Below are 26340 nucleotides of genomic sequence, written 5' to 3'. Positions count from 1 at the left end.
GCGGCTCGTCAGGCAGTGTCTGCGAGGGCGTCCCCCGCATCGGGGGTGGCCGCGAGCTGCGAGACGCGGGCGGGGCTGATCCGCAGGGCGGCCGCGACGGCCTCGACGGTGTAGCCGTCGGCGCGGAGGGTGCGGACGGCCTCGCGGCGGAGCGCGCCGGCGTGCCGCAGGGCGGCGCGGGCCGCCTCCTCGGCGCGGGCACCCTCGTCCCAGATCGCGAGGACCTCGGGCGGCGCCTCGACGCTCACCCGCACGTCCACCTCGTCGACGCCGACGTCGAGGTGCACGGCGGCGAGCTCGCGGGCGGCGGCCGGGATGCCCCGGGTCGAGACCGCGCCTCCGGTCGCGACGATCTCGACGCCGTTCGGCGCGGTCGACGTCAGCTCGGGGATCTCGATGGTCCACCAGGGAGTGCCGTCCCGGTAGGCGCGGGCCGCGAGGACCCGGGGTCCGCTCGTCATGGTCATCAGGGTATTCCAGCCCTCCCTGCTGCTCAAGAGTCAGGGAGGGCTTGAACTTCGTGGAGAGCGGAGGGATTTCGCGCCTGGGGAGGAGACCCGCGCCGGGCGGTCAGCCGAGGGGCTGCAGGTCGGCCTCGTCCGGGCCGGCGGTCAGGCGGTGGCGGCCGAGCGGGAGCATCAGCGGGGTGCCGGAGGTGGGGTCGGTGATGATGCGGCTGTCCAGGCCGAAGACGGCGCGGACCGTGTCCTCGGTCAGGACCTCGGCGGGGGTGCCGGCGGCGTGCACGGTGCCGCCGGCGAGGGCGACGAGGTGGTCGGCGTAGCGGGCCGCGAGGTTGAGGTCGTGCAGGACCATCACGACCGTCGTGCCGCGGTTGCGGTTGAGGTCGACGAGGAGGTCGAGCACCTCGACCTGGTGGCTGACGTCGAGGAAGGTGGTCGGCTCGTCCAGCAGCAGCAGGTCGGTCTCCTGGGCGAGGGCCATCGCGATCCAGACCCGCTGGCGCTGGCCGCCGCTGAGCTCGTCGACGGCGCGGTCGGCGAGGGCGGCCGTGTCGGTCGCGTCGAGCGCGGTCGCGACGGCCTCGTCGTCGTGCGCGTTCCAGCGGCTGAGGATCCCCTGGTGCGGGTGGCGGCCGCGGCCGACGAGATCCGCGACGGTGATCCCCTCCGGAGCGATCGGCGACTGCGGCAGGAGGCCCAGCGTGCGCGCGAGCTGCTTCGCGGGCGTCCTGTGCACGGCCTTGCCGTCGAGCAGCACGGTGCCGGCGCGCGGCGCCAGCAGTCGCGACATCGAGCGCAGGAGGGTCGACTTGCCGCAGGCGTTCGCGCCGACGATGGCGGTGATCCGGCCGGGCGGGACGACGAGGTCGAGTCCCTCGACGACGGTGCGGTCGCCGTAGCCCAGGGTGAGCGCGTCGACGGTGAGGGTGTGCTCGGCGGTCACAGGGAGCCTCCCGATCGGTTGCTGCGGACGATGAGGTAGATCAGGTACGGCGCGCCGAGCACGCCGGTGACGACGCCGACCGGGTAGCGCAGGCCCAGCGCGTACTGCCCGACGAAGTCGGCGACGAGCACGAGCAGCGCACCGACCAGCGCCGACGGGATCAGCAGCGAGCGGCCGGGGCCGACCAGCCGCGCGGCGATCGGGCCGGAGAGGAAGGCGACGAACGCGATCGGGCCGGCCGCGGCGGTCGCGAAGGCGATCAGGCCGACGGCGGCGACGATCACGACGAGGCGGGTGCGGTTCACCCGGATGCCCAGCGCGGAGGCGGTGTCGTCGCCGAGCTGCGTGCCGGAGAGGTCGCGCGAGCGGGCGAGCAGGACCGGGGTGAGGACGACGACGGCGATCAGCACCGGCACGACCTCGCTCCAGCGGGCGCCGTTGAGGCTGCCGGTCAGCCAGCGGCTGGCCTCCTGGAAGTCGAAGGCGGCGGCCCGGGAGAGCACGTAGGCGGTGACGCTGTCGAGCATCGCGGCGACGCCGATCCCGATCAGGATCAGCCGGGTGCCCGCCACTCCGCTCCGGTAGGAGAGGGCGTAGACGACGAGCGCGACCAGGAGGCCGGCCGCGATGGCGAGGACCGAGACCTGCGTCGCTCCGAGCGACAGCGTGACGATGGCGAAGGCCGCAGCGGCGCTCGCTCCGGCGCTGATGCCGATGATGTCAGGGCTGGCCAGCGGATTGCGCAGCATGGTCTGGAAGCTGACGCCGCCGAGGCCGAAGCAGAGGCCGACCAGCAGGCCGAGGATCGCGCGCGGCAGGCGCAGGCGCCCGACCGTGAAGGAGGCGCCGGGGACCTGCTCGCCGAGGATCACCCGGACGACCTCCGCAGGCGAGTAGATCGTCTGCCCGACGATCAGGGAGACGGCGAAGACGACGACGAGCAGCGCGACGAGCACGGCGATGACGGCGCGCCGGCGGCGACCGCGACGACGGCGGCCGGCCGCGACGGCCAGCGCGGTGGCGGAGGGCGCGGCGGAGCGGGCCTCGGGCCGGGACTGCACGGCGGTCACAGCTCGCGCACCTTCTGCCGGCGGACGATCGCGATGAAGACGGGGGCGCCGATCAGCGCGGTGATGATGCCGACGTCGATCTCGCTCGGGCGCGCGACGATCCGGCCGACGACGTCCGCGCCGATGAGGAGGACCGCGCCGGCGACTGCGGAGAACGGGAGCAGCCAGCGGTGGTCGACGCCGACGATCAGCCGGCAGGCGTGCGGGACGACCAGCCCGACGAAGCCGATCGGCCCGGTGACCGCAGTGGTCGCTCCGCAGAGGACGACGGCGCCGAGGGCCGCCGCGCCGCGGGCCAGCGCCACGCGCTCGCCGAGGCCGGCCGCCAGCTCGTCGCCGAGGGCCAGGGTGTTGAGGCTCTTCGCCGAGAGCACGCAGAGCACGAGCCCGACGGCGAGGAAGGGCAGGACCTGCCCGATGCTCGCGAAGGTGCCGCCGCCGACCCCGCCGATCTGCCAGGAGCGGATGCCGCCCGAGAGGTCGGCGCGCGGCAGGACGATCGCGCTGATCACCGAGACGAGCGCGGCGGAGGTGGCGGCGCCGGCGAGCGCGAGCTTGAGCGGCGTCGCTCCCCCGCGGCCGAGCGAGCCGACCACGTAGACGAAGACGGCCGCGACCGCCGCGCCGCCGATCGCCACCCAGATGAAGCCGGTCGCGGTGGAGAGGCCGAAGAAGACGATGCCGGTGACGACCGCGAGCGAGGCGCCGGTGTTGACGCCGAGGATCCCGGGGTCGGCGAGCGGATTGCGGGTGACGCCCTGCATCAGCACGCCGGCGACCCCGAGAGCGGCGCCGGCGATCGCGGCGAGGACGGTGCGCGGGAGGCGCTTCGCGACTGCGGCCTGCGCGAAGCCGTCGGTCGAGCCGCCGAGCGCGGCGACCACGTCGCTCCAGGCCACGTCCCGCGAGCCGATCATCACCGACACCACTGCGACGCCGGCCAGCACCAGCAGCGAGACGAGCAGCCAGAGGGCGCGCAGACGCCTCGGGCGCCGCACGGCGGCGGCACCCGAGACGGGAGGTGCGGTGAGGGTCACGCGGTCGGAGCTCACGCAGTCGGGCGGGAGTGGATCACGCCGCCTTGTCCGCGGCCTCGGCCAGCATGGCGAGGTAGTCGTCGAGCACGTACGAGATCGACAGCGGGGTCGGGTTCGCGGCGGTGCCGAGCGGCGTGGAGGGCAGGCGCACGATGGCGTCGTTCTGCACGGCCGGGATCTGCGAGAGCAGCGGGTCGGCCTTGAGGGTGTTGACGAGCTCGTCGTCGCCGTAGGTCACGATGACGTCGACGTCGTTGAACGCGTCGGCCTGCTCGGCGCTCTGGGTGAGCGAGAACGCGTCGGTGGTGGCCGAGGCGGTCGCGATGCTCTCGGGCGTGGTCAGGCCGAGGTCCTCGAAGAAGGCCGGGCGGGTGTCGTGCGTCGTGTAGAAGCTGACCTGGCTGAGGTCGGTCGGGTCGACGTGGGTGAGGAACATCGCCGAGGCGCCGGCGAGCTGCGGGTGCGCGGCGACCTTCTCCTCGATCTCGGTCTCGAGCTCGCCGATCAGCGCGGCGCCCTCGTCGGCCATGCCCATCGCCTCGCTGTTGAAGGTGATGGTGTCGCGCCAGGAGGTGCCCCAGGCGGTCTCGGGGTAGGCGACGACGGGCGCGATCTCGGTCAGCGTGTCGTAGTCCTCCTGGGTGAGGCCGGAGTAGGCGGCGAGGATCACGTCGGGCTGCGTGTCGGCCACGGCCTCGAAGTCGATGCCGTCGGTCTCGTCGAAGAGGACGGGGGTCTCGCCGCCGAGCTCCTCGAGCTTCTCGGACACCCAGGGGAGCAGTCCGTCGCCGTCGTCGTCGCCGAAGTTCGCGGCGGCCATGCCGACCGGGACCACGCCGAGCGCGAGCGGGACCTCGTGGTTGGCCCAGTTGACGGTCGCGACGCGCTCCGGCTGCGACTCGATGGTCGTGGTGCCGAGGGCGTGCTCGATGGTGATCGGCTCGAAGCCGGAGTCGGCGGTGTCGGAGCCGGCCGCGGCGGACGAGCAGCCGGCGAGGCCGACGGTGAGCAGGGCGGTCGCGACGAGCGCGAGCGACTTGGTGGCGCGGGGCATTGTTCCCTTTCGGAAGGCTGTGGTCGTGGCGCGCAACGAGCGACGGACGCCGTGCACTAAGGACAGCCTAACCAAAGAATGTGCGAGTTCTCAGCCGGAAAGGGCTGGGGCGTCCCTACCTCAGGCGGTGACGAGCTTCTCCACGGTGCGGAGGTTCCGGGTCGTCGTGGTCGAGCGGAAGACGGCGCGGGCCAGGATCTTGGCGGCCGGAGTGTCGGTGGAGGAGCCCTTCGGGCAGCGCCAGTAGAGGACGCCGTCACCGCGGGCGAGCAGCTCGACGGCCGGGTCGGTCGCGCCGACCGCGGACTCGGCCGCGTCGAGGGCGGCGGAGTCGGAGCCGAAGACGACGTAGGGGTGCGCGGTCTCGTCGATCCGCTCGAACGGGTAGGCGGCGGCCGCCGCGGCGAGCGCCTCCTGCGTGACGAGGACGATCCAGGCGTCGTAGCCGAAGCGCTCGCCGAGGGCCGCCTCCAGCGCGGGCTTCAGCTCGGCGGGGTCGCGGTCGGAGTCGAAGGCGGCGTTGCCGCTGGCGAGCACGGTGCGGACGGCGGTGCCGCCGACGCTCGCGACGGTGGCGGCGAGGTCCGCGCTGCGGACGGTGCGGCCGTTGACGTTCACTCCGCGGAGGAGGGCGACGAGGCGGGTCATGCCGCCGACGGTAGCGTGGCGGGATGGCGCGCGGTGGACGGATCTTCGGGGGCGGTGCGGCGCGGGCGGGATCGGGCACGGGCTCGGACACGCTCGAGGCGGCGATCCTGCGCGCGAGCACCCGCGGGCCCGGCGCGCGGACCCGGGCGGAGATCGTGCCGCCGTCGGGGCGGCACCTCGTGCTGCCGTCCACCTCGGGGACCGTGCTCGCCGTGGACGTCGACGCGCTGGTGGCGCTGGCCGCCTCGGAGGATCTGCTGATCGCGCTGGAGCGGCGGCCCGGCGACTTCGCCGTGGCGGCGACTCCGCTGCTCTCGTGGTGGTCCGCGGACGAGACGGTGCCGGACGAGGAGACGGAGCGACGGCTCGACGCGCGCGCGCTCGCGTCGGTGACCCTCGGGCCGGGTCCCGCGGCGGACGTGGAGTCGCGGCTGCGCGGGCTCGTCGCGCGGGCGGACGTCGACGGGCTGGCCGCGGCGCTCGCGCTGCTGGCCCGGGTGCCGGATCCGCCGGCCGCGTTCCAGGACGCGGCGGGGTTCTGGCGGCTCATGGTGCCGGAGGCGCCGTTCGAGCGGCGGCTGCTGCTGGCGCTGGCGGTCGAGGCTCCGGCCGAGCGGGTGCTCCTGCTGCTGCGCGACTGCGGGTTCACGGCGACGCTGCCGAGGCGGCGGGCGGTGATCGCGGCGGCCTGCGCGCGGGTCGTGTCGGCGGCGCCGGACCCCGGGGCGCTCGCCGGACTGGCGGAGGCCGTCGACGACGCGCTGGAGAAGCGCTGGCGCGCGCTCTGACCCACCTCGGGCACGCGGAACCGGCCTCGGCACGCGGGAACCCGCGGATCCGGCGAGCCGGACGCGAATCCGCGAGCCGGAACTCCCCCGGGGCCGCACCTCCGGCACGCGGAAACACCCTCGGCACGCCTAAACGCGCGGATCCAGCGAGCCCGACGCGATTCCGCGTGCCGAAGCTCCCGGGGCTGCACCTCCGGCACGTGGAAACACCTTCGGCACGCCGAAATGCGCGGATCCAGCGTGCCCGACGCGATTCCGCGTGCCGAAGCTCCCGGGGCTGCACCTCGGGCACGCGGAAACACCCTCGGCACGCCGAAACGCGCGGATCCAGCGAGCCCGACCCGAACACGCGAGCCGGAGCTCCCCGGGCCGCACCTCCGGCACGCGGTAACACCTTCGGCACGCCGAAACGCGCGGATCCATCGAGCCCGACCCGAATCCGCGAGCCGGAGCTGCCCGGGCCGCACCTCCGGCACGTGGAAACGCCCTCGGCTCGCGGAAACGGGCGGATGCAGCGAGCCCGACGCGGTTCCACGAGCCGGAGCTCCCCGGGCCGCACCTCCGGCACGCGGTAACACCTTCGGCACGCCGAAACGGGCGGATGCAGCGAGCCCGACGCGGTTCCGCGTGCCGGAGGTGGACCCACGAGCACGCGGCGTGCGCCGAGCGACCGCCGCTCCGACCCCCGGAGCACCCGCGCAGGCCGGGTGCCTAAGCTGGACGGATGTCCCTTCCCGGTCTCGAATTCCGTCGCTTCCCCGCCGCCCTGACCGCCGAGGGCGGACCCGACGCCGCCACGGCCGCCTGGGGCACCGCGATCAACGCGGGCTTCCACGAGAAGGAGTACACGCCGGAGCAGTGGCGCGACTGGGCCGAGCACATGGTCGCCGACCAGCGCGAGCTGACCGCCGTGCACGATTCGGCCTCCCCCGAGGGCATCGACGGCGAGTCCGTCCCCGTCGCCACCTACGCCGCGTTCCCCGGCTCGCTGCAGGTCGGCCGCGGGCGCGAGCTCGCCGCGCACCTCGTCTCGCAGGTCACCGTCCGGGCCACGCACCGCCGCCGCGGGATCCTCCGCGCCATGATCACCGACGACCTGCGCCTGGCCCGCGAATCGGGCGCCGCGGTCGCCGTGCTCACCGCGAGCGAGGCCTCGATCTACCGCCGGTTCGGCTTCGGCCGCTCGGCCTTCACCCGCTCGATCCGCGTCGACACCGGCCCGCGCTTCGCCCTGCAGGTCGAGCCGGCCGGCCGCGTCGAGGTCGTCGCGACGACCTGGCTGCAGTCGCGGGTCGAGGAGGTCTTCCGCGCCTTCCACGCGCGCACTCCCGGCTCGCTGATCCGGCAGTCGCGCTACGCCGCGAACGCCGTCGGCACCGAGCCCGGCGAGACCGCGCCGGGCCGCGCCGTCCGCTCCGCCGTGCACCTCGACGCCGACGGACGGCTCGACGGCTACGTCACCTACAAGGCCGTCGGGCCGGACGAGGACGACCGCACCCTCGAGGTCGTCGACCTGGTCGCCGCGACCGCCGACGCCTACCTCGGGCTCTGGGGCTTCCTCGGCGCCGTCGACCTCGCCTCGACCGTCACCTGGGACATGGCACCCGTCGACGACCCGCTGACCTGGGCGCTGCGCGACGCGCGCGTCGTGGAGGTGACGAAGGTCGCCGACCTGATCTGGACCCGCGTGCTCGACGTGGCGGCGGCGTTCGGCGCGCGGCCGTGGACGAGCGACGGCTCGCTGGTGCTCGCGGTCCGCGATGAGCTCGGCCTCGTCGACGGCACTTACCGGATCACGGTCGAGGGCGGCGAGGGCCGGGTGGAGCGCAGCGACGACGCGGCGACCCTGTCGCTGGACGTCGCCGACCTCGGCACGCTGCTGCTCGGCTCCGCCCGCCCGTCCACGCTGGCGCGGGCCGGAGCGGTGACGCTGGCGGAAGCGGACCACGAGAGCGTCGACCGCTTCTTCGCGCCGATCGCGGCGCCGTACTGCATCTCCTTCTTCTAGGCCGCGCGAAGGGGGAAGCCCTGCTGATCGAGCAGCCCGCGAAGCGGGCGCATCGAGATCCATCAGCGCCGGAAGGGGGGGGTCTGCAGGCCTGCCCTTCTGAGGGCGGCGGGTCTCGATACGCCCCTGCGGGGCTACTCGACCAGCATGTGGCGGCGCAACCGCGTCCTCTCGACCGGCATCGCGCGGCGCAACCGCGTCCCTTCGACCAGCATGTCGCGGCGCGGCCGCGTCCGTTCGACCAGCATGCAGAGTCCGGGACTCGCAGGGTCCTCCGGGTGTCCCCGCAACCGCGGTCGGTCATGCTGGAGGATCCCGACCCGCGAGGAGTTCCGCATGGGCGCATCCGTGATCGTCGACGCCGTCGTCGTGCTGAGCCTCATCGGCGCGCTCGTCGACGGCCTGCGCCGCGGCTTCCTCCGCACGCTCGGCGGCCTGGCGGGGGTGGTCGCCGGGGCGATCGCCGCCTCCTTCGCCGTTCCCGCGGTCTCCGCCTGGGCGGCCGGCAGCGAGTGGCGGCTGCTCGCCGTGATCGGCACCGCGGTGCTGCTGCTCGGCGTCGGCTACGCGATCGGCGCGACCATCGGCGCCGTCTTCGGCCGCGGCGCCGACAAGGTGAAGCTCGGCCTGCTCGACCGCCTCGCCGGAGGGGTCGCCGGCGTCGCCATCACCGGGCTGGTCTGGATCGCCGTCACCTCGGCGGTCTCGCTGCTCGGCGTGCCGCTGGTCACGACCTCCGTCGCGGGCTCCACCGTCATCCGCACCATCGACGACCTCACGCCCGACCCGGTCCGCGGATTCCTCGCGCAGCTGCAGTCGACCGTCGTCGACGAGGGCACCTCCTGGATCGTCGAGGCCCTCGACGCCCCGACCGAGGCGCCCGTCATCCCCAGCGTCGCGACGGACGACCCCGAGGTCGCGACCGCGACCGACTCGGTCGTGCGCGTCTCCGGCACCGCCTGGGCCTGCGACGTCGGCGTCACGGGCAGCGGCTTCGTCGTCTCGGACGACCGGGTGGTCACCAACGCGCACGTGGTGGCCGGAGTCTCGCAGCCCGTGGTCGAGGCGCCGAACGAGCCGCCGCGCACCGGCCGCGTCGTCTACCTCGACGCCGCCGCCGACCTCGCGGTCATCGCCGTCGACGGGCTCTCCGCCGCGCCGCTCGCCCTCGACGACGCGGTCCTGGCCGGCGACGACGGCGTGGTGGCGGGCTACCCGTTCGGCGGACCGCTGACCCTCGGCGCCGCGCAGATCTCCTCCGACGCCACCGTCTCGCTGATGGTCGACGGCGCGCCGACCTCGCGCGAGGTGCTGACGCTCGCGGCCCTCGTCAACCAGGGCAACTCCGGCGGACCGCTGCTCTCCCTCGACGGCACCGTCTCGGGCGTGGTGTTCGGCAAGGCCGCCTCGGTCGACAACGTCGGCTACGCGATCCCGCTCTCGGTGCTCGGACCGGTGGCCGCCGAGGCGCCGTCGCTGACCGACACGGTCGATTCCGGGCCCTGCCGCTCGGCCTGAGCGCGCACTCCCGCGCACAACATCAGCTGAGAAGGGGGTCCCTCGCCCCACAGCGGAGGCACCCCCTTCTCAGCTGATGTTGTGCAGCGCATCCGCGCACACCCCGGTCACTCCGCCGGCAGCGGCCCGTCCGTGAGCACCAGCCGCAGCTCGTCGAGCTGCACCACGGTCGGATCGGTCGCCAGGTACTCCTCGACCCGCGGATCCAGCGGGAAGCGCGCCGACTCCTCGATCGCGATCGCGACGATCCCCTCCGACGCCGGATCCGTCGTGTACCGATCGCCGATGTAGGGCACGTAGACCCCCGACGACATCCCCTGCACCAGCACCAGCCCGCCGTCGAGCCCGCGCTCGTGCAGCGCGCCCGCCACCCGCGCGATCCCGGTCGGCCGCTCCTGCGCGATGCCGACGGAGGTCGCCGCCGCGATCACCAGCGAGGCCACCAGCAGCAGGACACCGACCGGCCGCGCGATCCGCCATGGCAGTGCGAGCCCGTCGCGCAGCGCCTCGGCGATCCCCACCCCGGCCAGCACGCAGAGCAGCCACGCCCACGCCACGTAGTAGTGCGGCAGCGCGACCGCGCTGATCAGCAGGTGGAACACCAGCAGGAGCAGCGTCGCGCCCGCCAGGTACAGCACCAGCGCCCGCCGCCGCGGCGCGAGCAGCGCCAGCAGTCCGCCGAGCACGAGCACGGCGAGCGCCGCCGGACCGACGCCCGACAGCATGAACCAGAGGTTCGCCCACCACGGCGGGAAGCGGTACGGCGCCCCCGCGACGTCGATCATGTGCCCGCTCGCGTTGTGCTCGCTCTGGAAGTCGAGCAGGTAGCGGATCGCCTCGACCGGGTGCACCGGCAGGTAGGCGAGCACCGCGGTCACGAGGAAGGCGAGCGCGAACGCAGCGAAGCCCCGGAGTGCCCGGCGGCGGTCGCCGATCAGCAGCAGCGGCACGAGGAACACCGGCGCCAGCGCCAGGGTCGTCAGCTTCGAGGTGACCGACAGCGCGAAGAGGACGCCGGCGAATCCGATCAGCCAGCCGCTGCGCTCCCCCGCCGCCCCGCGCCGCGCCCAGGTCCAGGCGGCGGCCATCGCGGCGACCGCGAAGAGCACCATGAACGGCTCCAGGAGCGCGAGCCGGTCGATCCGGGTGCCGCCGGTCGCGGTGGTCCGCGGGAAGAGGAGGAACAGGCCGGCCGGGATCAGCGCCAGGACGGTGCCGAGCTCGCGCTTCAGCCAGAACCAGAGGATGACGCCGGTGAGGAGGGTCGCCGCGCCGGCCGCGATCCGCCCCGCGAGCAGGCCCTCGCCGAGCAGGACCTGCGCGAGTCCGATCAGGTACTTCGCGGTCGGCGGGTGCTCGAGATTGGGCGTCATGTCGCCGTGCAGGTAGCTCCAGCCGGCGGAGAGATAGACGGGCTCGTCCGAGGAGATGTTCGCGGCGCCCAGGTTGCCGAAGCACTGGTAGAGCGCCCAGAGCAGGGTCGCGAGGACGGCCGCTGACCGCGCCGCGCCGATCCGCCGCGCTGTGCCGACGACCCGCGCCGTCTCGCTTCCGCGCGCCGTGCCGATCCCCCGCTCCACCCGGCCGATCCTAGGCGGTGCCCGGGCGACCAACGGCTCGGGCCTGAGGCCGCCCCCGAGCGCCGAGCGCCCGCCCCGGTAGGATCGTCGCGCATCCCCACCCTCTCTCCTGGAGCCTCCAGCACATGGCAGACAGCCGCACCGCAGACGCCCGCATCGCCGTTCCCGACACCACCGCGAACGCGGCCGTCACTCCCGAGAAGGAGCAGCCCTACGCGGCGCTGGGGCTGAAGCCCGACGAGTACGCGAGCATCCGGGAGATCCTCGGCCGGCGCCCCACGAGCGGCGAGCTGGCGATGTACTCGGTGATGTGGAGCGAGCACTGCTCCTACAAGTCGTCGAAGATGTACCTCCGCCAGTTCGGGCAGAAGGTCTCGCCCGCCATGAAGAAGAACCTCATGGTCGGCATGGGCGAGAACGCCGGAGTGGTCGACGTGGGCGAGGGCTGGGCCGTCACCTTCAAGATCGAGAGCCACAACCACCCCAGCTACATCGAGCCGTTCCAGGGCGCGGCGACCGGCGTCGGCGGCATCGTCCGCGACATCATCTCGATGGGCGCCCGTCCCGTCGCCGTGATGGACGCGCTGCGCTTCGGCGATATCGACGACCCGGACACCGCGCGCGTCGTGCACGGCGTGGTCGCCGGCATCTCCTTCTACGCCAACTGCCTCGGCCTGCCGAACATCGGCGGCGAGACGTACTTCGACTCCGTCTACCAGGGCAACCCGCTCGTCAACGCGCTCGCGGTGGGCGTCCTCCGCCACGAGGACCTGCACCTCGCCAACGCCCGCGGCGTCGGCAACAAGGTCGTGCTCTTCGGGGCGCGCACCGGCGGCGACGGCATCGGCGGCGCGTCGATCCTCGCCTCGGACAGCTTCGCCGACGGCGGCCCGACCAAGCGCCCGGCCGTGCAGGTCGGCGACCCGTTCGCCGAGAAGGTGCTCATCGAGTGCTGCCTCGAGCTGTTCCGCAAGGACCTCGTCGAGGGCATCCAGGACCTCGGCGCGGCCGGCATCTCCTGCGCCACCTCCGAGCTCGCCTCCAACGGCGACGGCGGCATGTTCATCGAGCTCGACTCGGTGCTGCTGCGCGATCCCTCGCTGACGGCCGAGGAGATCCTGATGTCGGAGTCGCAGGAGCGGATGATGGCGGTCGTCCGCCCCGAGAAGCTCGACGCGTTCCTCGAGGTCGTCCGCAAGTGGGACGTCGAGACCAGCGTGCTCGGCGAGGTCACCGACTCCGGCCGCCTCATCATCAACTGGCACGGCGAGGAGATCGTGAACGTCGACCCGCGCACCGTCGCCGTCGACGGCCCGGTCTACGAGCGCCCGATCGCCTACCCCGCCTGGCTCGACGCCCTGCAGGCCGACTCCTCCTCGCGCCTGCCGCGCTCGACCGAGGGCGACGCCCTCCGCGCCGAGACCCTCGCGCTGCTCGGCTCGGCGAACCTCGCCGACAAGAGCTGGATCACCTCGCAGTACGACCGCTACGTGCTCGGCAACACCGCGCTGAGCTACCCCGACGACGGCGGCATGGTCCGCGTCGACGAGGAGTCCGGACTCGGCTTCGCCGTCGCCACCGACGCGAACGGCCGCTGGTGCCAGCTCGACCCCGCGCAGGGCGCGCGCCTCGCGCTCGCCGAGGCGTTCCGCAACGTCGCCGTCACCGGAGCGACCCCCGTCGCCGTCTCGGACTGCCTCAACTTCGGCAGCCCGGAGAACCCCGAGGTGATGTGGCAGTTCCGCGAGGCCGTCGGCGCGCTCGCCGACGCCTGCCTCGAGCTCGAGATCCCCGTCACCGGCGGCAACGTCTCGTTCTACAACCAGACCGGCGACGTGCCGATCTTCCCGACCCCCGTCGTCGGCGTGCTCGGCGTCATCGACGACGTCGCCCGGCGCATCCCCTCCGGCTGGCAGGACGAGGGCGACAACGTCTACCTCCTCGGCGTCACCCGCGACGAGCTCGACGGCTCCGCCTGGGCCGGCACGGTGCACGACCACCTCGGCGGCCGTCCCCCGCAGCTCGACCTCGCCGCCGAGAAGTCGCTCGCCGAGCTGATCGCGGCCGGCTCGACCGAGTCGCTGATCGCCTCCGCGCACGACCTCGCCGACGGCGGCCTCGTCGTCGCGCTGGCCGAGTCCGCGATGCGCTTCGGCGTCGGCGTGCGGATCTGGCTCGACGAGCTGATGGAGCGCGACGGCGTCGACGCCACCGCCGCCCTCTTCTCGGAGTCGACCGGCCGCGTGCTGGTGTCCGTGCCGCGCGAGGACGACGTGAAGTTCCGCGGCCTCTGCGAGGGCCGCGGCTACCCCGTGCTCCGGATCGGCGTCACCGACGCCGAGTCCCCCGTCGTCGAGGTCCAGGGCCTCTTCACGGTGCCGCTCGAGGAGCTGCGCACCGTGAACGGCGCCGTGCTGCCGTCCCGCTTCGCCTGACGCGGGGCGGCTCCGCTCCGGAGCCCGCCCCACCCTCCAAAAGTTGCGGTAGTCGCGCGCCGCTACCGCAACTTGTGAGGAGTGGGGCGGGTGAGTCTCCGCGGGTGCGTCTCGGGTCCGCAGAAGTTGTCGTACTCGAAGAGCGCGTACGACAACTCTTGAGGAGTGGGCGCCGGGACCGGAGCGCGGGTTCTGGGATTACGGAATGTTTGCAATAGTGGAGGCATGACCTCCGAACGTGACCTCGCCGGCGAGCTCGACGAGCTGCGGGAACGGCTCGAGCGGCTCGAGGGGGCCGCGCTCGTCGCGACGCCCGGCAGCACCGCGGCCGCCCCGGCGCAGGACGACCCGTTCTGGGCGCTCACCGCACTCAAGGAGCGGCTGCCCTCGCCGGGCGGGGTCGTCTTCGCGGGTGCCGTCGCCACTCCGGCCGGGCCGGTCGAGTGGCAGTACGGCCTCAGCACCGACGCGTTCTTCGAGCGCGACTGGGGGTCGAGCCCGGGCCCGGCGGCGCTGGCCGCGCTGGGCAGCCCGGTGCGCCTGCGCTTCCTGCAGGCCGTCGCAGGCGGAGTCGAGACGGTCGCGCAACTCGCCGAGAGCGAGGGCGCGGGCACGACCGGCCAGATCTACCACCACGTCAACCAGCTGGTCGCGGCGGGCTGGCTCGAGGCGCGAGGGCGCGGGCGCTACGGCATCCCGCCCGAGCGGCTGGTGCCCCTGCTGACGATCCTTCTCGCCGCAGGAGGTCCCCGATGAGAACCCGCACCCGCGTGATCGCCGCCGCCGCGGCCGTCGCCGTGCTCGCCGGAGGGGTGCTGCTGCGCCCGCCGGCGCCCCGGCTCTCGGACGAGCGCACCGGCGACGCCGCGATCGCCCAGTGGCTCTCGGAGCAGGCCGACGGCACGCGCGACCGGCTCGTCGCCGCGGTCGTCACTCCCGACGGCGTCCGGTTCGCCGGACTCGGCGCCGACGAGAGCACGGAGGTCGAGATCGGCTCGGTGACCAAGACGATGACGGCGCTGCTCCTCGCGCAGAGCGCCGACGCCGGGACGGTCGCCCTCACCGATCGCGCCGGCGACCACGCGGAGCTGGACGGCTTCGACGGCACGCTGGAGGAGCTGGCGAGCCATCGCTCCGGACTCCCGCGCCTGTCCTCGGCGCCGCTCGACCTGGCGGCGACGCTCGTCGCGCAGCTGCGCGGCGTCGATCCGTACACGACCTTCTCGCCGGACGACGTCCTGCGCCAGGCGGCGAGCGCCGGCGGCGGGACGGACGAGGTCGCCTACTCCAACCTCGGTGTCGCCGTCCTGGGGCAGACCCTCGCCCGGGCGGAGGGAGCCGACTACGCCGACCTCGTGCAGGAGCGGATCTTCGCGCCGCTCGGGATGACCGGCAGCTCGGTCCCCGTCTCGGCGGACGCCCTCGCGCCGGACGCGCCCACGGGCTACTCCGAGAGCGGCCGCTCGGTCGGCCCGTGGACGCTCGAGGGCTACGCGCCGGCGGGAGGCGTCCGCTCGACCGCCGCGGACATGGCGCGGTACGCGAGCGCCCTGCTCACCGACGACCCCACGCTCGGCGTCCCGGCCGCGACCGTCCTCGAGCCGCGCTTCGACGCCGGCGACGGCGACCGCATCGGCCTCGCCTGGTTCACCTCCCCGGCGGACGACGGCGGCTCGACGACCTGGCACAACGGCGGCACCGCCGGCTACGCGACCATGCTCGCGATGGACCGGGAGCGCGGCGTCGCCGTCTTCGTGAACTCGAGCACCGCGACCTCGGTCGACGCGCTCGGCCTCGACCTGCTCGCCCACGTCCTGGAGGAGGAGGCATGATCCTCGCCACGCTGATCGCCCTCGCCGTCTCGGTCTTCACCGTCGGCCGCTTCGCACTCGGGAGCATCCCCTCGCGCCGCACCGCCGCGCATCTCGACCGCGACCGCTTGCGCGTGCTCACCCGCGGCGTCGAGTCGGCGCTCGTGCTGCTGCTGGTGCGGGTGCTCGCCGACTGGACGCTGGTGACCCTCGCGCCGTGGTTCGCGCTCGTGGCGCTGGCGGCGGCCGGGGCGTTCGGCGCCGTCGTGCGCTGGCACGCGCTCCCCTGGCTCGAGGACCCGGCGAAGCACCGGGCCCGGACCACGGGCTTCGCCGGCACGGTCGCCCTCTCGGCCATGCTCGTCGGCGTGATCGGGCTCTGACCGACGCGCCGCCCATGGTGGTCGAGTAGCCCCGCAGGGGCGTAGCGAGACCCACCATCGCCAGCAGGGCGGGCTTGCAGACCCGACTCCCGGTGACGCGGGATCTCGATACGCCCGCTCCGCGGGCTACTCGATCAGCATGATGCGGCAGCCGCCTCGATCAGCAGGAGTCGGCAGCCGCCCCGATCAGCATGATCATGCGGGCGCCTGCGCCCCATGCTGGTCGAGTAGCCCCGCAGGGGCGTATCGAGACCCACCGTCGCCAGCAGGGCGGGACTGCAGACCCACGCCTCGGCGACGCTGGATCTCGATACGCCCGCTTCGCGGGCTACTCGATCAGCATGGAGCGCCCGCTCCGCGGGCTACTCGATCAGCATGGAGCGCCCGCTCCGCGGGCTACTCGATCAGCAGGAGTCGGCGGGCGCCTCGATCAGCAGGAGTCGGCAGCCGCCTCGATCAGCATGATCATGCGGACAGCTGCGCCCCATGCTGGTCGAGTAGCTCCGCAGGGGCGTATCGAGACCAACGGCCGGCGGCAGGGCCGGCTCAGCCGGCCTGGGTCGGCAGCGGCTCGGGCTCGGCGTTGTCGAGGACGCGGCCGTTCTGGTCGCCGACGGTCAGGACCGTCGATGGGCTGAGGTTGAGGGTGTCGCCGCCGAAGAGGCTGCTCAGGGTGACGCCGTCACGGCGGACGGAGTTCAGGGCGTCGAGGTAGTCGGCGCTGACGCAGAAGCGGTCGGCGATGCGGGCGGGATTGTCCCCGGCCGCGACGACGTACGCGGCGGGCGTGCCGTCGGTCGCGGTGCGCACCGTCCCGGCCGCGCCCTCGCGGGTCCCCCGGTCGCGCACGACCTCGAGGTCGACGTCGCCGATCGAGCCGCCGCCGGCCAGGTCGGAGATCACGCACTCGCCGGTCGCGGCGACGGGCACCGGCGCGAGCGAGACGCTCGGCACGGGACGCGGACCGGCGTCGGCGCTCGGCGCACTCGTGGCGGTCGCGGAACTCGCCGCACCGGCCTCGGCGGTCGGCGCCGCGTCGGGGATGTCGGCCGCCGACGTGCAGCCGGCGAGCAGGAGGGTGCTCGCGAGCACGATCACGATGCGCTGAGTCGTCTTCGATGCCACTCCCAGACTCTAACCCGCACCGCGATTGACCTCCTCCCCCGCTGAATCCCATCGCCGACGCCTGTTGGACACCGGGCCCGCGACGGCGTCAACTGGAGGCATGCAGTACACGAATCTCGGCCGCAGCGGTCTGTCCGTCTCCCGCGCCGTCCTGGGCACCATGAACTTCGGCCCGGAGACCAGCGAGCCCGACTCGTTCGCGATCATGGACCGCGCGCACGAGCTCGGCGTCAACTTCTTCGACACCGCGAACGTCTACGGCGGCGAGGGCGGACGCGGCGCGACGGAGGAGATCGTCGGCCGCTGGTTCGCGCAGGGCGGCGAGCGCCGCGAGCGCACCGTCCTCGCGACCAAGCTCTACGGCGACATGGAGCAGCACGCCGCTCCCGGCGCCGAGCGCGGCCGCGACTCCTGGCCCAACGGCGGGCGCCTCTCCGCCCTCAACATCCGCCGCGCGCTCGACGACAGCCTGCGCCGCCTGCAGACCGACCACATCGACCTGTACCAGTTCCACCACGTCGACCGCACGACGCCGTGGGACGAGATCTGGCAGGCGATGGAGGTCGCCGTGCAGCAGGGCAAGGTCCTCTACGTCGGCTCGAGCAACTTCGCCGGCTGGCACATCGCGCAGGCGCAAGAGGCGGCGCGCGACCGCCGCTTCACCGGCCTCTCCTCCGAGCAGTCCATCTACAACCTGCTCGTCCGCGACATCGAGCGCGAGGTCCTGCCCGCCGCCCAGCACTACGGGCTCGGCGTCATCCCCTGGTCGCCGCTGCAGGGCGGGCTGCTCGGCGGCGTGATCGAGAAGACGGAGTCGGGCAGCCGTCGCGCCTCCGCCCGCTCGCTCGAGGCGATCGAGAAGAACCGCCCCGCGCTGGAGCAGTACGAAGCCTTCGCCCGCGAGCGCGGGATCGCGCCGGGGGAGCTCGCGCTCGCCTGGCTGCTGCACCAGCCGGGCGTCACCGGTCCGATCACCGGCCCGCGGACGATGGAGCAGCTCGAGAGCGCCGTCGCCGCCGTCGACGTCGCGCTGGAGCCCGCGGACCTCGCCCGCCTCGACGAGATCTTCCCCGGGCACCGCACTGCGCCGGAGGACTACGCCTGGTGAGCGGCCCGCCCCGCTGATCCGGCGGGGCGCTCCCCGTCCATGCTGATCGAGCAGCCCGCGCAGCGGGCACATCTCATGCTGATCGAGCAGCCCGCGCAGCGGGCACATCTCATGCTGATCGAGTAGCCCGCGCAGCGGGCGTATCGAGATCCACCACCGCCGGAACCCGGGTCTGCAGACCCGCCCTGCTGACGACGGCGGGTCTCGATACGCCCCTGCGGGGCTACTCGACCAGCATGTCGATCTCCCGTCCCATGACACCCCCTACCTGGAAAGAGACCCCATGAAGCAGCGCAGCATCGGCGACATCAGCGTCGGCAGCATCGGACTCGGCGGCATGCCGATGTCGATCGAGGGCCGCCCCGACCGCGAGCGGTCGATCGCCACGATCCACGCCGCCCTCGACGCCGGCGTCACCCTCATCGACACGGCGGACGCCTACCACCAGGGCGGCGACGCCGACCTCGGCCACAACGAGCTGCTCATCGCCGAGGCGCTCCGCGGCTACGGCGGCGACACCTCCGGGGTGCTCGTCGCCACCAAGGGCGGGCACCTCCGCCCCGAGCCGGGAGTCTGGACCCAGGACGGCCGCCCCGAGTACCTCAAGGAGGCGGCCCGCGCCTCCGCGCAGCGCCTCGGCGTCGACGCGATCGGCCTCTACCAGTACCACCGCCCCGACCCGGAGGTGCCCTACGCCGACTCGATCGGCGCGCTCGCCGAGCTGCTCGACGAGGGAGTGATCCTCCGCGCCGGCATCTCGAACGCCGACCCGGACCAGATCCGCGAGGCGCACGGGATCCTCGGCGACCGCCTGGTCTCCGTGCAGAACCAGTTCTCGCCGAAGTTCCGCTCCAGCGAGCCGGAGCTCGAGCTCTGCGCCGAGCTGGGCCTCGCCTTCCTGCCGTGGAGCCCGCTGGGCGGCATCACCTCGGCCGCCGAGCTGGGCACCTCGTTCGCGGCGTTCGCCACCGTCGCCGAGGCGCACGACGTCTCGCCGCAGGTCGTCTGCCTGGCCTGGGAGCTGGCGAAGTCGCCGACCGTCCTCCCGATCCCCGGATCCTCGCGCCCCGAGAGCATCCGCGACTCGGCCACGGCGGCCGACCTCGAGCTGACGGCGGAGGAGCTCGCCTCGCTCGACTGAGCGCGGTGGATCTCGATACGCCCGCTTCGCGGGCTACTCGATCAGCATGGAGGACCCGCCCCGCGGGTTCCTCGGTCAGCAGGCGGCCCATGCTGGTCGAGTAGCGCGCAGCGCGTATCGAGACCCACCCACCGGACGACGGTGGATCTCGATACGCCCGCTGCGCGGGCTCCACAATCGATATGCGGGGCCCGCCCCGCCGGCTGCTCGGTCAGCGGGCGGCGGCGGCGGCCGGCAGGGCCGCGACGAAGGCGCGGGCCGCGGCCGTCGGCCGCTCCGGGAGGGCGACCATGGTGCGCCAGACGAGCAGCGGGTCCTCCAGCGGCACCGCGCGCAGGCCGGCCGGACGCTTCTCGGCGAAGTGCGCCGGCACGACGGCCACGCCCATGCCGTACTCGACGAGGTCGAGCAGGGTGTGCACGTCGTTCACCTCGAGCTCCACCTCGAACGCCAGCCCGTGCGCGGCGAACGCCTGGGCCGCGAGGTGGCTCGCGCCCCAGTGCTCCTGCAGGCCGACGATCGTCTGCCCCTCGAGGTCCGGGATCCGGCACACCGGCCGGTCGGCCAGCGGATGCTCCGGATGCGCGAGCACCGCGAAGCCCTCGCTGGCGAGCGGCCGCGTGACCACTCCGGCCGGCACCGCGCCGATGTCGGCGACCAGCGCGAGATCCAGCCGCCCGCTGCCCACCGCGTCCAGCAGCGTGCCCGAACCGTCGTGGGTCAGCCGCAGCCCGACGCCCGGGTGCTGCTCCCGGAAGGTCGCGAGCTCGCGCGGCAGGTGCACGCCGCCCAGGCACTCCTCGGTGCCGACGGCGAGACTCCCCCGCAGCACGCCCTGCACCGCCAGCACGGCGTCGCGGGCGGCGAGCGCGCTGGCGACCGACTGCTCCGACTCCGCGAGCATCGCCCGGCCGGCCGGCGTCAGCTCGACCCGGCGGGTGCTCCGGGTGAACAGCGGGCTGCCGAGCTCGCTCTCGAGCGCGCGGATCGACGCCGACAGGCCCGACTGCGAGATCTGCAGGGCGCTCGCCGCGCGGGTGAAGTGCTGCTCCTTCGCGACGGCGAGAAAGTGTTCGAGCTGGCGCAGTTCCATGGGTCCATCCTCCTCGCGCGCGGGCACCACCGGGACCGGTTGCGCCGGCGGCTCAGCGCCCGACGGCTCAGCGCCCGGTGGCTCCGCGCCCGGCGGACCGGCCCACCCGGCCTAGCGCTCCGCCGAGATCGCCAGCACCACGTCGGTGAGCGTCGCCCGGAGCCGCTCGAGCGCGGCCTCCTCCGAGTCGCCCTCGAGGATCGAGGTCTTCACCGCGTCGTCGTAGCTCGCGATCAGCAGGCGGACGGCCGTGGTCGGCGCCAGCGAGAAGTCGCGGTGCACCTGCTGCAGCGCCCCCCGCACGATGTCGACGAGGGTCGCGTCGAAGCCCGCCCGGAAGGCGCTGTACTGCGGAGCGATCGCCGCGTCGCGCAGCGCGAGCAGCTCGAACTCGGACTGCACGACGCACCAGCGCCGGCTGTCGGTGAACGGCCCCTGCAGGAAGTCGAGGATGACGACCGCGAGCGTCTCGGGGGTGAGCGGCTCGTCCGATTCGGCGACCTTGGGGATCGTGCGCCCCATCTGCTCGACCAGGCCGTCCAGGCGGGCGCCGTTCTCCCGCTGCATCAGCGCGAAGAACAGCTCCTCCTTCGTGGAGAAGTTGGAGTAGAAGGCGCCGCGGCTGAACCCCGCGCGCTCGCAGATCTGCTCGACCGAGGCGGTGTGCACGCCGGTCTCGGCGAAGACGTCGTACGCGGCGTCGAGGAGCCGCTCGCGCGTCCGGCCTCTGCGGGAGGTCTCGACGGAGTCGGTCATCCTGAGTCCTTCCCGGGCGGGCGTCGGCGGTGTTGAGATACATCACTGTATCGGATACATTCGCGTATCGGATACGTTCGTGTATCGAGCACGGTCGTGCATCGAGCACGTCGCCTCCCGCGCGTTCGTGCTGACGGCACGACCGCGCTCTCCGAGCACAGAGTCGTGTCCCTTTCCGCTCCCCCGTCGTCAGGAGACACGCGTGTCGTCGATGCTCTACCGACTCGGCCGCTGGGTGTTCCGCGCCCACCGGCTGGTCGCCGTCCTCTGGCTCGCCGTCGTCGTTCTCGCGGGCGGTGGCGCGCTGCTGCTCAACCAGGGCACGGACAACACGTTCTCCATCCCCGGCACCCAGTCGCAGACCGCGCTGGACCAGCTCGAGCGCACCTTCCCCCAGGTCAGCGGCACCTCGGCGCGCTACGTCGTCGTCGCGCCCGACGGCGGCAGCGTCGAGGACGCGGACATCAGCGGCCCGGTCGGCGAGGCGGTCACCGCGCTCGAGGCGATCGACGGCGTCGCCGCGGTCACCGACCCCTACTCCGACACCGTCGATGGCACGATCTCCGAGGCCGGCAACGCGCTGGTGATCACCACGCAGATGGACGGCTCCGCCACCACGACCTCCGAGGCGTCGCGGGACGCGCTCCAGGCCGAGGCCACCACCCTTCAGGACGCGCTCCCCGCGGGCGCCGTGGTCTCGCTCGGCGGCGACCTCTTCTCCCAGAGCCTGCCCGGCGTCACCGTCACCGAGGGGATCGGCCTCCTCGTGGCGCTGGTCGTCCTGGTGCTCACCTTCGGCTCGTTCCTCGCCGCCGGCATGCCGCTGGTGACCGCGCTGCTCGGCGTCGCGCTCTCGATGTCCGCGATCTTCATCGCGACCCGCTTCGCCTCGATCTCCTCCACCACGCCGCTGCTGGCGCTGATGCTCGGCCTCGCGGTCGGCATCGACTACGCGCTCTTCATCATCAGCCGGCACCAGGACCAGCTGAAGCAGGGCATGGCGCCGGAGGAGTCGGCCGCCCGCGCGACCGCGACCGCCGGCTCCGCGGTCGTCTTCGCCGGCCTGACCGTCATCATCGCGCTCGCCGGCCTCTCGGTCGCGGGCATCCCGTTCCTCACCACGATGGGCATCGCGGCGGCGGGCGGAGTCGCCATCGCCGTGGTCATCGCGCTCACGCTCACCCCCGCGCTGCTCGGCTTCGCCGGCGAGCGCCTCCGGCCGAAGGAGCGGAAGGCGAAGAAGGCCGCGGCGAAGAAGGCTGCCGCGACCTCCGGCGCCGAGAAGGCCGCCGTGGCCACCGGCGCCCACACCGACCCCGACGCCGCCGAGGACGCCGCCGCCCCCTCCCCGGGCTCGCACGTGCACGCCGAGGTCCCGCGCGGCTTCTTCCGCGGCTGGGTGCGCGTCGTCACCCGCTTCCCGATCCTCACGATCATCGCCGTCGTCGGCGTGCTCGGCATGGCGTCGATCCCGGCGCTGAGCCTCCGCCTCGCCCTGCCCGACGCCGGCTACCAGGCCGAGGGCACGCCCGCGCGCGACACCTACGACCTGCTCGCCGAGAACTTCGGCCCCGGCTACAACGGCCCGCTCATCGTCACCGGCACGATCATCGGCTCGACCGATCCGCTCGGCCTGATGGCCGACCTCAAGACCGAGATCGAGGGCCTGGACGGCGTCGCCTCCGTGCCGCTCGCCACCCCGAACGAGACCGCCGACACCGGGATCATCCAGGTGATCCCCGAGGGCGGCCCGGACTCCGAGGCCACCAAGGCGCTGGTCGCCGAGATCCGCGACAAGCACGACTACTTCGAGGAGACCTACGGGGTCGACCTCGCGGTCACCGGGCAGACCGCGGTCGGCATCGACATCTCCGACACCCTCGCGAACGCGCTGCTGCCGTTCGGCCTGCTGGTCGTCGGGCTCTCGCTGGTGCTGCTGACGATGGTCTTCCGCTCGCTCTGGGTGCCGCTCAAGGCGACGCTCGGCTACCTGCTCTCCGTCGGCGCGTCCTTCGGCGCCGTCGCGGCGGTCTTCGAGTGGGGCTGGTTCGCCGACGCCCTGCACGTGGACAAGACCGGCCCGATCATCAGCTTCATGCCGATCATCCTGATGGGCGTGCTCTTCGGGCTGGCGATGGACTACGAGGTGTTCCTCGTCTCGCGGATGCGCGAGGACTACGTGCACGGCCGTCCGGCCCGCGCGGCGGTCGAGTCGGGCTTCGTCGGCTCGGCGAAGGTCGTGACCGCGGCGGCGATCATCATGTTCTCCGTCTTCGCGGCGTTCGTGCCGGAGGGCGACACCAACATCAAGCCGATCGCGCTCGGCCTGGCGGTGGGCGTGTTCGTCGACGCCTTCATCGTCCGGATGACGCTGGTGCCCGCGGTGCTGCACCTCCTCGGCGACCGCGCCTGGCACATGCCGCGCTGGCTCGACCGGGTGCTCCCCTCCTTCGACGTGGAGGGCGAGGGCCTGACCAAGGAGCTCGCGCTCGCCGACTGGCCCGAGCCCGGCGCCACCGACGCGGTCGCGGCCGAGGGCCTGTGCCTCGACGGTCCCGACGGCCCGGTCTACCGCGACGTCGACGTGCGGGTGCCCGCGGGCGGCGCGCTCGTCGTGCACGGCCCGCACCGCTCGGGCCGCACCGCGCTGCTGCTGACGATCGCGGGGCGCCTCGCCCCCGACGCCGGCCGGCTCAAGGTCGACGGCCTCGTCGTGCCGATCCGCTCCTCCGCGGTCCGCGGGCGCGTCGGACTCGTCCGGCTCGCCGGCGCGGTCGATCCGGTGGCCGAGGTGCGCGCGGCGCTCGAGACGGCTCCGCCGCTGCTCGTGCTCGACGACCTCGACACCGTCACCGACCCGCAGCTGCGCGACGGCATCCGCGCCGAGCTCGACCGGGCCCGCGCGAAGGCTGCGCAGAAGGAGCACTCCTTCACGGTGATCGCCTCCTCCGTCGACGCGGACGCGCTCGACGACCTCCTCCCCACCGACCGCGGCGAGCTCGCGGTCTCCCCCGCGGCCGAGCGCCGCGCTATCGCGAAGGTCCGCTGACAGATGGCTCTCTTCTCCCTCGAACGCCCCCGCGGCGTCAAGAAGGTGTCCTGGGTGACCCTTCTCGGCATCGTCCTCGTCCCGCTCGTCATCGGCGGCCTGCTCGTCTGGGCGCTGTGGAATCCGACCGAGCGCCTCGACACCATCACGGCCGCGGTCGTGAACGAGGACACCCCCGTCGAGCTCAACGGGCAGACCGTGCCGCTCGGCCGCCAGCTCGCGGCCGGGCTGGTCACCGGCGGGGAGACGGACGCGGCGACGCCCGCGCCCTCCGCGTCCGGCACTCCCTCCCCCTCCTCGAGCCCCGCGGCGAACGTCTCGGGCTCCGACTCGACCGGCAACTTCACCTGGGTCCTCACCGATAAGGACGACGCGGCGAAGGGACTCGCCGACGGCAGCTACGCGACCGTCGTCACCATCCCGTCCTCGTTCTCGGCCGCCGCGACCTCCTACGCCGGAGACGCCGCCGCCGCGACGAAGGCCACGATCGACATCGCCACCAGCGAGAAGGCGAAGCTCGTCGACGACGCCATCTCGGCGACGGTCACCAGCACGGCGACGGCGCTGCTGAACACCCAGCTGACCACCGCCTACCTCGAGAACATCTACGTGGGCTTCAACACCCTGAACGAGCAGATCGGCCAGGCGGCGGACGGCGCCGGCACCCTCGCCGACGGCGCCGACCAGCTCGGCACCGGCGCCTCGACGCTCGCCGACGGCACCAGCACGCTCGCGGACGGCATCGACGACCTCGCCACCGGCGCCTCCAGCCTCTCCGGCGGAGTCGCGCAGCTCGGCACCGGCGCGTCGTCCCTGGCGGACGGCGTCGCGCAGGTCGGCACCGGCGCCTCCGACCTCTCGGGCGGCGTCTCGCAGCTCGCCGGCGGCGCGCAGCAGTCGGCCGACGGAGCGACGCAGCTCGCGACTGGCGCCGGCTCGCTCGCGGACGGCCTCGACGGTCTCGCCGCGGGAGTCTCGGCGCTGGGCGACACCGCCGCGACCGCCTCCGGGCTCGCCGCCCAGTCCGCGACCACCACCGGCACCTCGCTCGGCACCATCGCCGCGCTCGCGCAGTCCTGCGCCGCGACCGACCCCGTCTGCGCCGCCATCCTCGCGGAAGCCGGCAGCCAGCTCGACACCACGAACCAGGCCGGCGCGCTCTACCAGGCGGGCGCGACCGCTCAGTACGCCGCGGGCATCTCGGCCGGCATCAACGACGGAGCGAACGGTCAGCCGTCGCTCGTCGCCGGGACCGCGCAGTCGGCCGCCGGAGCGCGCGGCGTCGCCGACGGAGCGACCGCCCTCGCGGGCGGCCTGGGCCAGCTCTCGACCGGCGCCGCCACGGCCGCCGGCGGAGCGTCGCAGCTCGCCACCGGCGCCGCCTCCGCCGCCGACGGCGCACGCCAGCTGGCGACCGGCGCGACCTCGGCCGCGGACGGCGCCGCGCAGCTCTCGACCGGCGCCTCCTCGGCGGCCGACGGAGCACGACAGCTCGCCGACGGCGCGGGCGGAGTCTCGGACGGCGCCCTCCAGCTCGCCGACGGCACCCGCTCCCTCGCCACCGGCCTCGACGCGGCCGTGGCCCAGCTGCCGACCTACACGGAATCGGAGTCGCAGAACCTCGCCGACGTCGTCGCCGACCCGGTGGAGAACTCGAGCGGCAGCACGGACCTCTTCGGAGCGTCGAGCGTGCCGTTCTTCGCGACGATCGCGCTCTGGCTCGGCGCCCTGGCGACCTTCCTCGTGCTCGCCGCGTTCTCGCACCGCGCGCTCTCCTCGACCCGCTCCTCCGCGGCGCTGGCGCTGTCCTCCTACGTGCCGGCCCTCGTGATCGGACTCGTGCAGGGCCTCGCCGTCGCGATCGTGATGAGCGCGGTCGCGAGCCTGGACCTCGTGACCTGGTTCGGCTTCGCCGCGCTGGCGATGCTCGCAGGGGCGTCCTTCGCCGCCGTGAACCAGGGCCTGGTCGCCCTGCTCGGCGGGCTCGGGCGCTTCGTCTCGATGGTCGCCGCGGTGATCGGCCTCGGCGCCGGCATCATCTCGACCGTTCCGGGCGTCTTCGACGACGCCCTCGCCTTCCTGCCGCTCTCCGCCGCGCAGAACGCGCTGGCCGGCGTGGTCGAGGGCACCGGCGGCGTCGGCGCCGCGGTCGTCGGCCTGCTGATCTGGCTGCTCTTCGGCCTGCTGCTGACGGTCGCCGCCATCGCCCGCCGCCGCGTCACCTCGGTCCGCGCCCTGACCCGCCCGGTCGAGGCCTGACCCCTCCCCTCCGCGAGATGCCACTTGTGCACGCGACACGCCGTGTCGAGCGTGCACAAGTGGCATCTCG

21 protein-coding genes are annotated in these 26340 nt (G+C 73.7%); 11 read left to right on the top strand and 10 right to left on the bottom strand.

Annotation, left to right across the window (positions count from 1 at the left end; all coding sequences use genetic code 11):
• Positions 1 to 8 precede the first annotated feature (8 nt).
• From EDF43_RS14410 to EDF43_RS14385, 6 genes are all read right to left on the bottom strand, one after another.
• On the bottom strand, positions 9 to 467 hold the full coding sequence (locus tag EDF43_RS14410; protein ID WP_165909126.1) for a hypothetical protein: 459 nt from the start codon (positions 465 to 467) through the stop codon (positions 9 to 11).
• A gap of 103 nt (positions 468 to 570) precedes the next feature.
• The gene (locus tag EDF43_RS14405; protein WP_123705976.1) at positions 571 to 1407 is read right to left on the bottom strand and encodes an ABC transporter ATP-binding protein; all 837 of its coding nucleotides are present in this window, start codon (positions 1405 to 1407) and stop codon (positions 571 to 573) included.
• Entirely contained in the window at positions 1404 to 2420 is a 1017-nt protein-coding gene (locus EDF43_RS14400) for an iron chelate uptake ABC transporter family permease subunit (RefSeq protein ID WP_243581601.1), read from the bottom strand. The genes EDF43_RS14405 and EDF43_RS14400 overlap by 4 nt, the downstream gene beginning before the upstream one ends.
• Positions 2421 to 2473: 53 nt before the next feature.
• The gene (locus EDF43_RS14395; RefSeq protein WP_132437464.1) at positions 2474 to 3514 is read right to left on the bottom strand and encodes an iron ABC transporter permease; all 1041 of its coding nucleotides are present in this window, start codon (positions 3512 to 3514) and stop codon (positions 2474 to 2476) included.
• A gap of 34 nt (positions 3515 to 3548) precedes the next feature.
• Positions 3549 to 4568, bottom strand: a complete 1020-nt coding sequence (locus EDF43_RS14390) for an iron-siderophore ABC transporter substrate-binding protein (protein ID WP_132437440.1) — start codon at positions 4566 to 4568, stop codon at positions 3549 to 3551.
• 120 nt (positions 4569 to 4688) lie between these two features.
• Entirely contained in the window at positions 4689 to 5216 is a 528-nt protein-coding gene (locus tag EDF43_RS14385; protein ID WP_132437439.1) for a DUF1697 domain-containing protein, read from the bottom strand.
• A gap of 23 nt (positions 5217 to 5239) precedes the next feature.
• On the opposite strand from EDF43_RS14385, the gene EDF43_RS14380 reads away from it, so the two are divergent.
• From EDF43_RS14380 to EDF43_RS14370, 3 genes are all read left to right on the top strand, one after another.
• The gene (locus tag EDF43_RS14380) at positions 5240 to 6004 is read left to right on the top strand and encodes a DUF2254 family protein (protein WP_132437438.1); all 765 of its coding nucleotides are present in this window, start codon (positions 5240 to 5242) and stop codon (positions 6002 to 6004) included.
• Positions 6005 to 6728: 724 nt separating this feature from the next.
• Complete coding sequence (locus EDF43_RS14375; RefSeq protein ID WP_132437437.1) at positions 6729 to 8012, top strand: GNAT family N-acetyltransferase; 1284 nt, start codon at positions 6729 to 6731, stop codon at positions 8010 to 8012.
• Positions 8013 to 8348: 336 nt separating this feature from the next.
• The gene (locus EDF43_RS14370) at positions 8349 to 9530 is read left to right on the top strand and encodes a MarP family serine protease (protein WP_165909125.1); all 1182 of its coding nucleotides are present in this window, start codon (positions 8349 to 8351) and stop codon (positions 9528 to 9530) included.
• Between the two features lie 107 nt (positions 9531 to 9637).
• Here the strand turns inward: EDF43_RS14370 and EDF43_RS14365 are convergent, their stop codons facing one another.
• On the bottom strand, positions 9638 to 11110 hold the full coding sequence (locus EDF43_RS14365) for a glycosyltransferase family 39 protein (RefSeq protein WP_132437435.1): 1473 nt from the start codon (positions 11108 to 11110) through the stop codon (positions 9638 to 9640).
• 125 nt (positions 11111 to 11235) lie between these two features.
• Here EDF43_RS14365 and purL point away from each other — a divergent pair, with 125 nt between their 5' ends.
• From purL to EDF43_RS14345, 4 genes are all read left to right on the top strand, one after another.
• The gene (gene purL, locus EDF43_RS14360) at positions 11236 to 13545 is read left to right on the top strand and encodes a phosphoribosylformylglycinamidine synthase subunit PurL (protein WP_132437434.1); all 2310 of its coding nucleotides are present in this window, start codon (positions 11236 to 11238) and stop codon (positions 13543 to 13545) included.
• A 225-nt stretch (positions 13546 to 13770) separates the two neighbouring features.
• On the top strand, positions 13771 to 14301 hold the full coding sequence (locus EDF43_RS14355; protein WP_132437433.1) for a winged helix-turn-helix domain-containing protein: 531 nt from the start codon (positions 13771 to 13773) through the stop codon (positions 14299 to 14301).
• Positions 14298 to 15377, top strand: a complete 1080-nt coding sequence (locus tag EDF43_RS14350; protein WP_132437432.1) for a serine hydrolase domain-containing protein — start codon at positions 14298 to 14300, stop codon at positions 15375 to 15377. The genes EDF43_RS14355 and EDF43_RS14350 overlap by 4 nt, the downstream gene beginning before the upstream one ends.
• Entirely contained in the window at positions 15374 to 15739 is a 366-nt protein-coding gene (locus tag EDF43_RS14345) for a hypothetical protein (RefSeq protein WP_132437431.1), read from the top strand. Before EDF43_RS14350 ends, EDF43_RS14345 begins: the two co-directional genes overlap by 4 nt.
• A gap of 546 nt (positions 15740 to 16285) precedes the next feature.
• On the opposite strand, the gene EDF43_RS14340 is transcribed toward EDF43_RS14345, so the two are convergent.
• The gene (locus EDF43_RS14340) at positions 16286 to 16864 is read right to left on the bottom strand and encodes a hypothetical protein (protein ID WP_132437430.1); all 579 of its coding nucleotides are present in this window, start codon (positions 16862 to 16864) and stop codon (positions 16286 to 16288) included.
• Positions 16865 to 16964: 100 nt separating this feature from the next.
• Between EDF43_RS14340 and EDF43_RS14335 the strand changes: the two genes are divergently transcribed.
• Together EDF43_RS14335 and EDF43_RS14330 are read left to right on the top strand one after the other, a co-directional pair.
• Positions 16965 to 17972, top strand: a complete 1008-nt coding sequence (locus EDF43_RS14335) for an aldo/keto reductase (RefSeq protein WP_132437429.1) — start codon at positions 16965 to 16967, stop codon at positions 17970 to 17972.
• Positions 17973 to 18255: 283 nt separating this feature from the next.
• Positions 18256 to 19113: an aldo/keto reductase gene (locus EDF43_RS14330; protein WP_123734283.1), complete on the top strand. Its 858-nt coding sequence runs from the start codon at positions 18256 to 18258 to the stop codon at positions 19111 to 19113.
• A gap of 211 nt (positions 19114 to 19324) precedes the next feature.
• Here the strand turns inward: EDF43_RS14330 and EDF43_RS14325 are convergent, their stop codons facing one another.
• Together EDF43_RS14325 and EDF43_RS14320 are read right to left on the bottom strand one after the other, a co-directional pair.
• Positions 19325 to 20206, bottom strand: coding sequence for a LysR family transcriptional regulator (locus tag EDF43_RS14325; protein WP_123736273.1), 882 nt, complete (start codon positions 20204 to 20206; stop codon positions 19325 to 19327).
• Positions 20207 to 20317: 111 nt separating this feature from the next.
• On the bottom strand, positions 20318 to 20962 hold the full coding sequence (locus EDF43_RS14320; RefSeq protein WP_123447102.1) for a TetR/AcrR family transcriptional regulator: 645 nt from the start codon (positions 20960 to 20962) through the stop codon (positions 20318 to 20320).
• 211 nt (positions 20963 to 21173) lie between these two features.
• On the opposite strand from EDF43_RS14320, the gene EDF43_RS14315 reads away from it, so the two are divergent.
• Together EDF43_RS14315 and EDF43_RS14310 are read left to right on the top strand one after the other, a co-directional pair.
• Positions 21174 to 24011: an MMPL family transporter gene (locus tag EDF43_RS14315; protein ID WP_132437463.1), complete on the top strand. Its 2838-nt coding sequence runs from the start codon at positions 21174 to 21176 to the stop codon at positions 24009 to 24011.
• Positions 24012 to 24014: 3 nt separating this feature from the next.
• A complete protein-coding gene (locus EDF43_RS14310) occupies positions 24015 to 26270 on the top strand; it encodes a YhgE/Pip domain-containing protein (RefSeq protein WP_132437428.1) in 2256 nt (751 codons plus the stop codon).
• The last annotated feature ends 70 nt before the right edge of the window (positions 26271 to 26340 follow it).

This window comes from Rathayibacter sp. PhB179 (assembly GCF_004345345.1).
Taxonomy (GTDB): domain Bacteria; phylum Actinomycetota; class Actinomycetes; order Actinomycetales; family Microbacteriaceae; genus Rathayibacter; species Rathayibacter festucae.
The sequence above is the reverse complement of the archived record's forward strand: the minus strand, read 5'-3'. Positions and strand labels throughout refer to the sequence as shown.